General features: G+C 42.5%; 10 protein-coding genes. 5 read left to right on the forward strand and 5 right to left on the reverse strand.

Annotated features, from left to right (window positions below; all coding sequences use genetic code 11):
- The first annotated feature begins 63 nt into the window (after positions 1 to 63).
- The 3 genes from MA2_RS08855 to MA2_RS08865 are packed head-to-tail and all read left to right on the forward strand — an operon-like array spanning position 64 to position 6338.
- Positions 64 to 2718 (forward strand): hypothetical protein, encoded by a 2655-nt coding sequence (locus MA2_RS08855; RefSeq protein WP_115254039.1) that lies wholly within the window; start codon positions 64 to 66, stop codon positions 2716 to 2718.
- Positions 2719 to 2722: 4 nt separating this feature from the next.
- Positions 2723 to 5704, forward strand: coding sequence for a tyrosine-type recombinase/integrase (locus MA2_RS08860; RefSeq protein WP_067059008.1), 2982 nt, complete (start codon positions 2723 to 2725; stop codon positions 5702 to 5704).
- A 43-nt stretch (positions 5705 to 5747) separates the two neighbouring features.
- Positions 5748 to 6338, forward strand: a complete 591-nt coding sequence (locus tag MA2_RS08865) for a hypothetical protein (protein WP_050323918.1) — start codon at positions 5748 to 5750, stop codon at positions 6336 to 6338.
- Positions 6339 to 6864: 526 nt separating this feature from the next.
- Here MA2_RS08865 and MA2_RS08870 read toward each other — a convergent pair.
- The 5 genes from MA2_RS08870 to metK form a co-directional block, all read right to left on the reverse strand.
- Positions 6865 to 7788: a 2-dehydropantoate 2-reductase gene (locus MA2_RS08870; protein ID WP_067059010.1), complete on the reverse strand. Its 924-nt coding sequence runs from the start codon at positions 7786 to 7788 to the stop codon at positions 6865 to 6867.
- A 39-nt stretch (positions 7789 to 7827) separates the two neighbouring features.
- Positions 7828 to 8895 carry a PTS sugar transporter subunit IIC gene (locus MA2_RS08875; RefSeq protein ID WP_067059025.1) on the reverse strand — a complete coding sequence of 356 codons (1068 nt, stop codon included), beginning with the start codon at positions 8893 to 8895 and terminating at the stop codon, positions 7828 to 7830.
- A gap of 313 nt (positions 8896 to 9208) precedes the next feature.
- Positions 9209 to 9985 (reverse strand): alpha-ketoglutarate-dependent dioxygenase AlkB family protein, encoded by a 777-nt coding sequence (locus MA2_RS08880; protein ID WP_245945314.1) that lies wholly within the window; start codon positions 9983 to 9985, stop codon positions 9209 to 9211.
- 24 nt (positions 9986 to 10009) lie between these two features.
- A complete protein-coding gene (locus MA2_RS08885; RefSeq protein ID WP_373279766.1) occupies positions 10010 to 10312 on the reverse strand; it encodes a DUF3144 domain-containing protein in 303 nt (100 codons plus the stop codon).
- 282 nt (positions 10313 to 10594) lie between these two features.
- On the reverse strand, positions 10595 to 11761 hold the full coding sequence (metK, locus tag MA2_RS08890) for a methionine adenosyltransferase (protein WP_067059016.1): 1167 nt from the start codon (positions 11759 to 11761) through the stop codon (positions 10595 to 10597).
- 699 nt (positions 11762 to 12460) lie between these two features.
- On the opposite strand from metK, the gene tkt reads away from it, so the two are divergent.
- Both tkt and MA2_RS08905 read left to right on the forward strand, forming a co-directional pair.
- Positions 12461 to 14458 (forward strand): transketolase, encoded by a 1998-nt coding sequence (gene tkt / locus MA2_RS08900; protein ID WP_067059024.1) that lies wholly within the window; start codon positions 12461 to 12463, stop codon positions 14456 to 14458.
- Positions 14459 to 14696: 238 nt separating this feature from the next.
- The coding region (locus MA2_RS08905; protein ID WP_156470942.1) for a hypothetical protein at positions 14697 to 14961 on the forward strand (265 nt) is incomplete at its 3' end.

Genomic DNA, 14961 nt, shown 5'->3' on the forward strand with positions numbered 1-14961 from the left:
TATGTTGTATGTAGTAATATGAAGCGATAAAATCAATTATCTTAACATTTGTTATCTATAGCTATGTGCGACAATGCAACCCAAGAAGATAATTTACATAATTTAAGCCAAATAACGCATTGGTTGAATCAAGAGCTTTATGACAAAGCCAAGCATGACGAGTTACCATTATTATTCGTAGAATTAAGGTGGTTACTAGAACGAGCCAGTCAATTGCGGTTCTTTGTGAGTGGAGAAAGTTCTCACTTTCAACCGATTATTGATAGCGTAAATCAATGGATTTTAACTATCCAAAACAATAAAAAAATCGCTCAATTATCCCAATCTCAAGTCGAATCTATTGAATTGAATGGCATTCAAAATCAAAATATTCTAAGAGATAAAAAGAAACGACAACTTATCGCCTTTCTCGCCAGTCGTGGTCAAAATGATAAAGTCAATGACTATCGAGCAACTTATCTATTGCTATGTTTGGAAATGGCAAAGCTGACAAAATTTACCAGCCGAATAAATGATACGCTAGATAATACTCGCTTTCTAACTGATAAAAATCGTGAATTTCTGTTACCTTTTCTACCGACAATTAGCGAGTTTGATAGTCTTTTTGACTTACATAAAACCTTGGATGAAATTAAACAATCAGATTTGTATGGTTTTTGGCAATCGAAAAATACTGAAGCCATGCAAGCCTATATAAAAAAGGTAAGAGAGCGTAAACCACGCAAGGGTGCAACGTTGCGAATTGATACTCAATCTGCAACCGATAGCGAGTTGGTTAATTTTAAAATTAAAGAAGAAATTCAACAATTCTTTTTGCCCGTTGACAATTACGTCAATCAAAATACTGGTATCGTTAAACAAAAAAAATCAAAACCAGAAACTATCGAGCCAGAAGTTATAGAAAATGAGAGCTTTACTGATGATATCACAGGAGATGTCGTTCTACCGTTATCCACGATTAACGAAAATATCGAGAATGATGTCACTAATAACACAGAAATCAATGAACCCCAGCATGAAATCAAGGAAGCTTATAACCAAGTTACCCCAAAAAAACGCATCAGTCCTGCGGTCGATATCATCAAAGCCAAGCAGCAAAGCGACGCCATGCGAAAAAAAAGTATGTATCTATCTACGGATACACGAGTTGCGTCTGATTATGAAATTGACACGCTTATCAAAGAATTGTATGCCGTTTTATCTCAAATAAACATTGATTATTCGCACAGTGATGATAGTAGTGAGCATAACGAAAGCCTAAAGCTGTCACAAAAAGAACAAATCTGTATTTTTCTACTTGCTGTGTTGTTGAGTGGTTCAACCCAGATTTTTAAGACTGAAAGCTGGTGGCAAAATGCTTACTATGTTGCAAAATATGAATTTAGCTTTACCCCAGCCAGAGCAGTATTAGACGATAGATTCAACCAAGACTTTAGCCAAAAAAACAAATCGTCATTAAATCTATTTTTTCCAGAAAAAGTTAGTACGTTGCTATATGTGTTTGCGAATAGTTTTAATCTTGATGATAAAGATGAATTTGATGAAAAGTACGTTTCTACTCTGCAAAATCAAGCAACTGAATATCTCAAAAAAATTAATAAAGCATATCAAACTCGCTTATCCTTCAATAAAGTATTGGATTATTTGAAAGTAACATTAACCAGGCGAGGGGAAGACAATGCAATCATAGATATAATCCGTATGCAGCCGATTCACCAAACTGCGGCTTTATCATATATCAATGCGTCACAAAAGAATATGATTTATACGCATCAAACACTTTTTAGCTCGTTGCAAAAAACGGTCAATGTAGAAGAACAAGCTGATAATTTGTCCATTCACGATTATCAAGACTTGGCGTTGGTAGATTTGGTTGCATTGCCTGAAGATGAGGAATTTTATCGTGATGATATCGATCCACAAATGGGTACAGCTTTATTGTTGAATGAAGAAAAGCTAAAAAATAAATGGATTTTACCCTTAAAAGACAAGCTGCTCGCCCTGTTCAAAATCACCGATGTTACGCCCGAAAAATTTGTCGAACGCCATAATTTTTTTATGGATTATCTGTATATTTTGATGGGACTTAGCAGTGGCTATCGCCCTGTGATTGAGACATTTGGTAGGCTACAAGATATTGATGTGTATACATCAGCCTATTTTATCAGTGATAAAGAAAACCGTGTGGATGATGGTATTGGGCGATTTATTTATCTGCCAGAAATAGCAGTTTTGCAAATCAAAAATTACATTGCTTATCTGCATCAATACAGCCAATTTTATTACCGTAAACAGCAAATAGTCGCTCAAGAACTTGATAAGGTACTACATAGTCAGCAGGGTATTATTTTATATTTGACTATCGAAAATGACCAAATCATTGCAGAATCGCAGCAAAATAATCCTTGGATAGCCCAGAGAATAGCACAGTATGCGAACCTACCGTTGAACTGGTATCGACATCATATTCGCTCGTTAAAAAACACGGGCATGAGCTTGTATGGGCAAGCGTTTAATGATATCAATCATTTTACCCCTGACATCATAGGTACATGGATGGGACATACCGATGAGCTGGGATATGATTATTTTGATATCACAAGTGGGCTAAAACGCTCACAACTTCGAGATTTGGCTAGCTTGATAAACACTAAACTTGCTGAATACGGATTTGAAGCTATCGATATATGCCAATGGATAAATTTGGATAAAGAGTAAAGAAATGGCAGAGTCAGACCAGAATAGCGATGATAAATCAGGCATTGAGCTGCGTGAGCAAAATCGCAGACAAGAACTTGCCAAGCAACAACAAAAGGCAATCAAAACCGCTGAAAAAATTGCAGAACAAATGATTGATTTGGGCAAAGTGGCGAATGCTGACGACCCGCAAGCAATATTTGATAAGCAATGGAAAGGTTTTGATAAAGCGCTAAAAGCTGATAACGCTTGCAAGACGGCTCGTAACTATGCCCATGCCTATAATGCAGCAGTACAAATTACTCAACAAAAAATAGAAGAGCTTGAGTTACCGATAAGCTTTCCACGCTATATCGTTATCGAAAAACGAGCAGAGCATTTTAGAACGCAAGAATGGTTTTTAAATGGCAAGATATGGTATCAAGTTTATCAAGATTGGCTGACGGGGTTTAATAAACCAAAACCCATTGATTTAAAAGATGTTTTATTATCATTAATCTTGCAAAATGGTATTGTTGAAAAAGCCGTATTACAGCATATTATCAATCAGCTTATTAAAAAACAACTCGTGATTCATGAATTGCACAAATTGCCTTTTATTCTATTCGAGTCAGAAAAAATCGATGGATTTGCAACGAATGTGCAAGTCGGCAATATCAAACAAACACAATTACTCAAATTTCTGTCACCCATCACTGCACGTCTTATCACGTTATTGGATATAAACGCTAGTCATAGCCAAGATTTTGATATACTCTTGCAAGGTGTTTTATTAGATAATCGCTATACCTTTGAACAAACAAGTCAACAAAAGAAACTAAATGCCGCTTTGTATGTCCTTGAACATGTTAAAGGTTTTGATGTTAGCGAAATGATGCTAGCAATCATGCAGGGTAAACCAAAATCATACTCGTTACCACTCGCCAATTGGCAAGTGATAAGCCAAAATCGACGTAACACCCAAATTCACATCAATAAGCTGGCTACAGCTTTACCACAATATGAAAGTAAGCCCACGAAAAACCAAAACAAGCTACTAAGTATCAAAATCAAAAAGCTTTTTGACAGTCCGGACAATCAAAAACTGGGAAAAACACAGCTCGCCAAAAATTTTGAGTTGCTCATTGCTGAATTACAACAAATCAATGCACCAACCAATGAGCTTGCACTGGTGCAGTGGTTAGCCAGTAAGCAAAAAACTTGTAAACCCAGCAGTATCCACACTTATAGTAACCGCTTGTCCAATCGTTGGTTGGCTCTTACCGATGAATTAGACCTTGATAGTTTTGATGAAGAAGACTATGAAGCCTTGTATGAAGAACTACTAAATTTGGCAAAAAATGAATCCGCCAAGCAAGATTTGGCGACGCTGATTGATGATTTTCATAGTTTTTTAGTAATTAACTTTGATGCGGTGAGTATTGCCCCACTGTCCACTGGCTCAAAACAACACCACAAGACAGCCTATGTCTCTGAAACCATGTTTCAAACCGTATTAGCTGCTTGCGATATGTTGGATTTGACCGAACATGATAAAAATAATCTCAAAATCACTTTGATAATGGCTCATCGTTTAGGAATGCGAATTGGCGAGATTACAAAGTTGCGGCTCAAAGAAATTTCGCCCATGCTCGAATATTGCGAAATTCGTGATAATCAATTAGCCAATAACAAATCAACATCAGCTCTAAGACGATTGCTTATACAACTAATGCTTTTACAAAGCGAGTTTGACCTATTACGACAGGTTTATGAAAGTCGAAAACTCAGTAAACATACGACGCTGATAGCCACAGAAAGCGGGCATCCGTTACTCAAGTCCAGTTTTTCACAGCAAATAACCATGCTACTACAGCAAGTGACAGGGCTATATAATCTCAGCACGCATAGCCTACGCCATAGCGGTATCAGTAATTTGCAATTGATGCGTTTTTTGACTGATGATGATTATACTCACTTGGCTCATCCTGCGATAGATGCGTTACAAGCTTTGATGCCTTATGACAAAGAAACAGCAAAAAACATCATCACGACGATATTTAGTAAATTGGCGTATCAAGACAATTATGCTATCGCAGGGTTTGCAGGACATGCCCATCCCAATGTAAGTTTTGAAAGCTATATTCACTTTACCGATATCATGCTTGGTATTTTGCTATGGCATTGCGATTATCAATTGACCACCGAGCAAGCCAAAAATATGTTGGCAATACCAAGACGTAATCTGAATATTATCGACCATCGAGAGCGATTTAACGACTATATTTTTAACAAAATCAAATGCCAACCATTGCCAGCGTTAAAAACTAAAATCATTAACAAAGCGTCCAAGCAGAAAAAACAAAAATTCACTTTTGACACGGTAAAAGCTTTGCTATCAAGCTTTGGTACGGAAGAGTTCGAAATTCAACGTAATTATTTTAACGTACCTATCGAAACGTTTAATCAATGGCTAGGCAATGCAAATAAACTCAAAACAGAAACAAGATTTTTCACAAAAAACCATAAATCACGGTTGTTCATTGATGATAATTTATGGGTAAACAACAAAAAATTAACTGAGTTTGAAGGAAAAATCAACGCCAAACTCATTACAAATTTTCGAAAACATTTTAACAACCCAAAACATCAGGAAAATTTGGCATTTTTCGTCATGTATATTCTCACCAATAGCTTGGTGTCTGATGCCACGTTAAATTTTGACAATGTTCATGATTTGCAAAAATTTATGAAGGCGGTTAATTGTTTGGAGATGAATGAAAATACCTATCTAAGCGTGCATCATCTCACCGCCCAGCCGAAAGTCTTGCAAAAGCAATGGCAAACTACTTGGAAAAAACTGGCTAAAAATCATGTGAGTTATCATGACACTGAGCAAAGAAAAAGACAGCCGATCGTCAAACTGGCTATTATGGAAAACAAGGATGCTAATAAACGTCAAATTTTGAGCTACTTTGCCAGTTTTGTTTTTATCATGATGGGTGAAACAATTGAAAAATATGTATAAAATATTATACAATAAATTCAATCCAAATTGGAAAAACTCCATTATGAAAAAATCAATTATTGCCATCTCCCAAATGTCACAAATCAGTTGGCATCCGCTCACAGAGAAGCTGTATCAAAGCTTTATTCATTGCTATGACAATGACTATATTAAAAAATTGTCTGAAATCGGTGAACGCCAGTATCCCCTGATACCGCAAACTATCTATTTTACAGCATTAGACAAATCTCAAAAGAAGTCAAAAAAAGGCAGTGTTAATACTGAAGTCAGAAATTACCAAATTGTCGCTGGCGTGTTCAATCCGTGGTTTGTCCAAAACAGCATTAAACACAAAAAAAGCCAAAAAACGTTAATTGCTCTATCGCCTGAGAATGGCGAATCACTGCAAGACTTTGAGCAAAAAGTTGCTAAATTTATTGTGGGTGACTTTTTTAATGCGGTGAGTTCGGCGAACATGCCATATTTAGCTGCTAGCTTTTTTGGATTGAATAATATTGATGATGAGTTGGGAAAGCATTTTTTTATGGATTTGACGGATGAAAAACTGATAGCGGAAAATTATGCAAATGCTTTTGGTATAACACGGGATGCCTTGTATAAGCAATATGAGAAATCAAAAGGTGAGAATTTTTAAAGCCTAAATTGAGCAGAAATTTGTTTGTTACGAAAAGCCAGTATTTGAATCGAATACTGGCTTTTTACCACATTCTTTTAGACAAATTTGTACAATCTAGCTTTTTAAATTGTATAAAAAAATATACGAATATAGAGTATAAATGTATATTTTTATATACATATTAATGACCAAAAATTTGATTATTTACCTTCAAAAATCACATTAAATTATGCTAAAAGTCATTGGTTGAATATTCATAAAAACCTTAAGAATAGGGTGTTATAGCGTATAATGACTGTTAATATAATTTAAGGTTATTTCATAGGCTTAGCCTGTCACGCCGGGGGTCGCGGGTTCGAGTCCCGTCCGCTGCGCCATTTTAAAATTCCTTGATATATTGAAATTTTACGCCAAATCAGCAATAGTTTGGCGTTTTTTTTATGCCTCAACTCACATCTTATATTAACTAGCCAAGAGCCATAGTTAAAAAAATTGCGCCATCAAGCCGACGACGCAATTTTGCAAAGGTTATATCAAAATACCATCAACGCGCCCCGCGCAACTGCTCTTTGGTATGTATAAGCTCAGTCAATAGGCGATTGACAGGGGTAGAAATGCCGTGTTTTTCGCCTTTTTTGACCACCGCGCCGTTGATGTTATCAATCTCGGTTTTGCGATTGTGAATAATCAAATCTTGATACATTGACGGGTGATGCCCTGCAATGCTTTCGGCACTGTCTTTTAAGTAAGTCACCATTTCATCATAGTCAAGCGTTACGCCCTCAGCCTTGGCAACGGCAATGTACTCTAGCACCATATCTTTTGCCACCGCCTTGATGGTATCGGTGTGGGCAAGCTCGCCAACCGTGCATTCTAAAATCGTACACAGCGCGTTGGCAATGCCATTAAATACGATCTTGCGCCAAATTGCCCAACGCACGTTGTCATCATAATGCACATGCAAATGCGCTTGGTTCAATAGCTGGGCAATCTGTTGCCCTGTTGTTTCATTGCCGCCGATATTTTGCAAATCAATCGTACCGATGCCTGTCACATTGAGTTGACCTGCGCCACCCAAGCCTGCCGACCAAATCGTCACGCCCAGATTGATCCGCGCCATATCAACATAATGTTTTAAAATCTCTTCATGCCCCATGCCGTTAAGTAGGCATAGCAGCTCGGTTTTATCGGTGATAATCGGTTTGATGGCATCCATCATTGCGACCAAGTCGCGCGCTTTGGTGATGACCACTACCAAATCGGCAGGTTCGCTTGCCTCAGTTGGCTGCATGGCGCGCATAGGCAAATGCCCCTCGATTTTACCCGTTACCGTCAGCCCGTGGGCGTTGATCGCGTCCACATGCGCCTGCCATGTATCAAGTAAAATCACCTCACTGTCGGTATATTTTTGTAAATGAAAGCCGATGTTACAACCAATCGCGCCTGCACCTGCGATATAAACTAACATAATTTTATCCTTTATCTTAAATTTTGTTAAAATTAACGCTTATTCGGCGTGATACACATACGCCTCTTCACTATAGATTTTGACATAATGCTCAAAAATCCAATGCACGGCAAATGACACCACAATCGGAATCACCAACCAGCACACCAACATCAACGGCACAGACATCCCTTCACCTTCAAGCGAGGCAATCGGGCTGACCATACCAATGATACCAAACCCACCAGACTGCGGCGTACCGATGATATGAAACAGCGTCACAGGGATTGAAGTAATCGCCGCTGATAACATAATCGGAATCATGATTTTAGGATATCTAAATAAGTTAGGCATCAACATCTTGACCGCACCCAATGCGACGGCAATCGGTACGCCTTTTTTGTTTTCTTTATTCAGCGCGGTGGCGATCGTCATATAAATCATGCACGTTGCTACGCCCATACCTGCTGCACCTGCCGCCGAACCATCCAAACCAATCGCCAGTGCGATAGCGATCGATGAAATCGGGCTGATAATAATCAGCGAGAATGCCATACAAATCAATAAGTTCATGATAAATGGCTGCAACGTGGTAAACGAGTTGATCACCTCACCAATCAAGTGGTTAATCTGTGACACAGGTGGCAACATGACCTTATAACTAAAATAACCGATGCCTGTACCAATCAAAATCGGCAACAAAATCAAATTAAGCGAACCAAATTTGTCACCAACCAGCATAATCATATACACCGCCAACGCTGCCGTCAGCATGGTGTTAATCAAATCACCAATGCCAGCAAGTTGAAACAAATGCAAGTCCTGTCCGCCGACAGTCGCACCGACATACGCCACCGCGCCTGAGCCAATCATCGCCGCACCACCAACAGCCGCTTGCTGCAGAGCGGTTAAACCAAATCGGTTGGCAATCAAAAACCCCGTCATGATAGGCGTTAAAAACTGAAAGCCCTTAATCACCACCAGCAACTCTTGAGCCAGTGAATTATTTGGAAATAACTGCAAAAATACGGCTAAAATTGCATAGGGCAATAGCGCGAACGGAATGGCTTGTGCTGAGCCCTGCAGCACATTCATCAAAAAATCTCTTGGCGCAACATTGACCCGCATAATATTCTCCTTGTTGTGGTCATTAGTCATCGGTGGTGTCACGTCATCTTGGACAACAATAAAAACAAACGCATGGCAATTGGCAGCTCAGCCGATGCCAATAAGATGGCGCAATCATCGGCCATTGCCCAAAATTTATGCTAAAACTAATTGTTTTTTTAAATGAATTGAGAAAGCGAGGTCTCTAACCACACTATATGCAATCACACGCACAGAGGCAAGCAAAAAATATAACCTGCGATAAACGTCATAAAAACAGCGATTAAACGGGCAAAAAATAGGTTAAATGATGACAACTTAAGAAAAAATGGTGTTAGCCAAATGGTGAATGAATGGTACGAAACGTTAGATTGATACGCGAAGTCCTGACGGCAGCTTGCTTGGGCACGCTGTGCTGCCAATGTTGCTGCAACGCGCCTGCCATCATCAACACGCTGCCATGATAAAGTGGTAAGATAAGCTTTTGCGTATGGTCATCGCGGCGGCGCAGCACAAAGCGCCGAGTCGCGCCAAAGCTTACAGATGCGATGGTAGGATGATATCCAAGTTCAACCTCATCATCGGCATGCCAGCTCATGTGGTCACGGCCATCGCGATACCAATTGAGCAACACGCTATTAAATCTGCAAGTGCAAACCGTTGCCAGTTGCTCACGGATAAAATCAAGCTCAGCTGTCCAAGGTTTCGGTGTCAGCGTAAGTCCTGAATAACGGTACACACAATCGTGATCACCATACCACGCCGTCAAACGCGGTAGATTGTGGGTTTTGCCGTATAACGTGATACGATCTTGCTGCCAATCAATGTTTTGAAACGCTAAATCGGCGACATGCGCCACGCTACGCCAATCAAACGCCAAAATATCCGTACCTTCAAAACCATCAAATTGCAAAAATTGGCGCAGCAGTGTATCGCTGACTGATGGCACAAAAAAATACGGCGCGTAATACAACACACCGTTTGGAACATCAATCCATACGCCTTGATGGTCAGTATCTAATCGCGCAGCGTAGGGCGTATCAGCAAATCTACCGTACCGAACAAGTCTAGCAACTCGTTCAGTATCATCGGCAAATAGATCCAAATTCACGATAAAACAAAATAGGATAAATCGCTAAGCTTGATCATCGTTTGGCGTATTTTGCCCAATCTGCATATACGTGGCAAAATTTTCGGCATAATCGTCGATATTATCTGCCAACATACGCTCAAAGTTTTTGCCAAAATGTTCGATGATCTCGGCCTTTTCTTTGGCATAATCACTGCCTTTGACAAAACCTGTCGCCGCTGTCCACGCACTAAAGCGTGCCACCGCGTACAACATCGAGGCGGTGATTTTGCCAGCATGTACCTCATCGGTACGCAAGCTGTTGGCAAGGTTGATAAACGCATCGGCGCGTTCATAAAACGCTTGCATCTCAGCGGTGATCGCGTCGTCTTGCGTGGGGTCTTGTGATGACGGTTGGCTAGTTGGGTTTAGGTTGGATGCGTTCATAAGCTAGATTGTAAATCGGTTTATATCAAGCAAGGTTGGATGAAAAGAAGGTTGAACTAAAAGACAGCTAAGTTAAAAAATCATTTTAACTTATACAAAACAACAGGCAAGTTTTGCAATGGTTGGTAAATGCCGATCATATTTATGTTTAACCAATCGAACCAAACCAACCAAACAAACTTGCCTACAGGTGAATACTGGCGACTACAGCCCAGCCGCCGCCTTTAGAATATCGGCGCGATCGGTGCGCTCCCATGTAAACGCAGTTTCTGTCCCCTCACGCCCAAAATGCCCGTAGCTGGCGGTTTGTTGGTACATCGGCTGCAACAGGTTTAGCATACGCGTGATGCCATATGGGCGCAAGTCAAAATGCTCACGAATCAGCGCAATGATTTGCTCATCGGCGATTTTGCCTGTGCCAAACGTGTTAATTGCAATTGAGGTTGGCTCTGCCACGCCGATGGCATAACTCACCTGAATTTCACAGCGATCGGCAAGTCCAGCTGCTACGATGTTTTTGGCAACATAACGCCCTGCATATGCCGCGCTGCGGTCTACCTTGGACGGGTCTTTGCCCGAGAACGCACCACCGCCATGGCGTGCCATACCGCCATAGGTATCGACGATGATTTTACGCCCCGTCAGCCCTGCATCACCAACAGGACCACCGATGACAAACATACCCGTTGGGTTGATATGGTACTTGGTAGCCGCGTGCAGCATGTGGGCAGGGATCACAGGTTTGATAATCTCTTCCATCACCGCTTCATGCAAATCGGTTTGGCTGATAGCAGGGTCATGTTGGGTTGAAAGCACCAACGCGTCAATATGTGCAGGGGTTACGCCATCATAACGCACACTGACTTGTGCCTTGGCATCGGGACGCAGCCACGCCAATTTGCCTGTTTTGCGCAGCATGGCTTGGCGCTCCATCAAGCGATGCGCCAACTGAATTGGAGCAGGCATGAGCACGTCGGTTTCGTGTGAGGCATAGCCAAACATCAAGCCTTGGTCGCCTGCGCCTTGGTCTTCAGGACGTGCACGGTCTACACCTTGGGCGATTTCGGGCGATTGCTTGCCAATCATGTTGATGACAGCACACGTCGCGCCATCAAAGCCCAAATCTGAGTGGTTGTAGCCGACGTGAGTCACCGTATCGCGGACGATTTTTTCTATATCAATGTTGGCAGTGGTGCTAATTTCACCTGCCAACACAACCGCGCCCGTTTTAACCAAAGTTTCACACGCCACACGGGCATGGATATCTTCATCCAAAATAGCATCTAAAATCGCATCTGAAATTTGGTCGGCAAGCTTGTCGGGATGACCTTCGCTGACCGATTCTGAGGTAAATAATTGATATTCGCGCATAATAGTTTCTCAAACTCACAGGTAAAACGATGGGATTTAACCGCTAAACAGACCAATCGCTTTGCAAACCTATCTCTGGCGAATTGTTGGCTTCAAACGCGCAAAACCAAAACGGGCTAGAAAGTCAAACGCCTTGTGATCAATACACACGCGAGACGTTTGCAAGTTTGCAAAATGATTGCACAGGCGGCACCTATGTTGTCGACGCTAACATTTTTGACGCTAACATGTTTTATGTCAAACATTTACTGCCAAGTAAAACTGGATGCCGCAAGTAACCTACTATTTTACCCGATTTTTAGCCGCTAAGCCATGTACGCTCCCACCAAAGCGCAAGAATTTATAAATTCGATTTTGGCATGTTCGGTTACGTTGATACAATAGCCTAAGCAGATAGTCATTTTTAACACAATTATGGCAAAATCGGCGCAGCTTTAAGGTGGTTTACCAGCCTAGCAGCTTATTTGGTTAAACCACATAAAACGATTTATGATTTAAAAATAAACAAAACATGAGACAAGCCGACAAAAATAGCAAAAAAATGTCATTTTGCTTTCTTTTGTAGGCATTTTTTAGGACAATAAGGCAGGGTAATATCAACATGTCAGTCAATCACAACGTCAGTCAATCACAACGTCAGTTAATCACAGCGATGATTCAACCGATTAAAATCTAAATTGAGTAAACAAGGATAACGCTATGCCAACCCCAATTCATGAACGCCGCCTTGCCAACGCCATCCGCACATTGGCATATGAGGCGGTGCAAAAAGCCAACTCTGGACACCCTGGTGCGCCGATGGGCATGGCAGATATCGCCGAAGTGTTGTGGCGTAAATTTTTGCAGCACAACCCAACCAATCCCAAATGGCTCAATCGCGACCGCTTCGTGTTATCCAACGGTCACGGCTCGATGTTGCAATACGCGTTGCTTCATTTGACAGGCTATGATGTGTCGATTGAAGATATCAAAAACTTTCGCCAGCTGCATTCTAAAACCCCAGGGCATCCTGAATATGGCTATACCGCAGGTGTAGAAACCACCACAGGTCCACTGGGGCAGGGTATTGCCAATGCGGTCGGCTTTGCGATTGCCGAAAAAACCCTAGCCGCGCAGTTTAACCGTGATGGACACACGGTGATTGACCACAAAACCTATTGCTTTTTGGGTGATGGCTGTTTAATGGAAGGTATCAGCCATGAGGTTTGTTCGTTGGCAGGTACCTTGCAGCTTGGCAAGCTGATTGTGTTTTATGATGACAACGGCATTTCGATTGATGGTGAGGTCGAAGGCTGGTTCAGCGATGACACGCAAAAACGCTTTGAGGCGTATGGCTGGCAGGTGCAGCGCGTTGATGGGCATGATACCGCCGCGATCACCACCGCGACTGAGGCGGCGATCGCTGAAACGCAAAAGCCATCGTTGATTATTTGCAAAACCATCATCGGCGCAGGTAGCCCCAACAAACAAGGCAAAGAATCGTCACACGGGGCACCACTGGGTGCAGATGAGATCTTGCTGACGCGCAAAACCTTGTTGTGGGAGCATGAGCCCTTTGAATTGCCCGAAGATATCTATCGCGAATGGGATGCCAAGGCACGTGGACAAGCACTTGAGCAGACGTGGCAAGCGCAGTTTGACGCTTACCAAAGCGCCTATCCTGAGCTGGCAGCGGAGCTATTGCGCCGCGTGAATGGTGATTTGCCACTGGATTTTGCTCAGATTGCTCACGACTATATCCAATCTTGCCAAGATAACCCAGAAAACATCGCCACACGCAAGGCAAGCCAAAATACCATCAATGCCTTGCAGCCGCATTTGCCCGAATTGTTGGGTGGTTCGGCGGATTTGGCAGGCTCAAACTTGACCTTGTTTAAAGATGCCAAAGTGTTGGAGCGCGATGCAGCAGGCAACTATATTCATTATGGTGTGCGTGAGTTTGGCATGACCGCGATTGCCAACGGCATCGCGCTGTACGGCGGTTTTATTCCGTATGTTGCCACGTTCTTGATGTTTATGGAATACGCGCGCAATGCGGTACGTATGTCGGCGTTGATGAAGCAGCGCGTGATTAACGTTTATACCCATGATTCGATTGGCTTGGGTGAAGACGGTCCCACCCACCAGCCGATTGAGCAGCTTGCCAGCCTGCGCGCGACGCCAAACCTCAACACATGGCGACCTTGCGACACCGTTGAGACGGCAGTAGCGTGGGTTGAGGCACTAAAGGCGCGTCATACACCATCGGCATTGATTTTTAGCCGCCAAAACTTGCCACATCAAGCGCGTGATTTGGCGCAAGTGGCTGATATCGCCAAGGGCGGTTACGTACTTGCTAAAGAACAACACACCTTGCAAGCCATCATCATTGCCACAGGCTCAGAGGTTGAGCTTGCCATGCAGGCGCACACGCAGCTTAGCCAAAACGGTGTGGGTGTGCGGGTGGTGTCGATGCCTTGCGCGGAAGTGTTTATGCAGCAAGAAGTCAATTACCGTGATAGTGTGTTGCCGCCAGCGGTGCGCGCGCGCGTGGCGGTTGAGGCAAGCCACGTTGATTATTGGTATAAATTTGTTGGGCTTGATGGCAAGGTGGTGGGTATGACCACATTTGGCGAATCGGCCCCTGCCAAAGACTTGTTCGCTCACTTTAATATCACCACAGACGCGGTGGTACAAGCCGTGCAAGCGGTGTTGTAAGCTGTGTGACTACTCATCATAAAATCATCTAGGCAAGGACAAAAAAGCATGGTAGCATAGCCGTGCTTTTTTTGTAACGGTTCTTGTTTATAATCTTTCTCAAGGATTACGCCACCATGAAAAAACAGCTGTCGCCGTCGCTGCGACGTCAGCCGATGCAGGATTTTTTGATGAAGTTAATAAAGCGTTAAATACCGTCAATAGTGTGTTGGGGGTTGCCACAGGCACGCCGACCACAATGCCGACAAGCACAAGTTCGGTAGGTGGTGCGTCTAGCAGTCAAGCAATTGCACAACCCACCCAAGCACAATTACAAGCCATTGCCAATCTTTTAAGCGTTAAGACAGGCAACGTTGCATTGGATAACGCGATTGCACAGGCACGTCCGAATATCACACGAATTTTGATTGCGGGTTCTTGTCAATTTGAGGGTCGAGATTTGGCGGCAGGCGAAGCAATTTTACCTGCCCATGATGAGATTGAACGCCCAACTCGGCATGGCG

Source organism: Moraxella atlantae NBRC 14588 (genome assembly GCF_001591265.1).
GTDB classification, from domain to species: Bacteria; Pseudomonadota; Gammaproteobacteria; order Pseudomonadales; family Moraxellaceae; genus Faucicola; species Faucicola atlantae.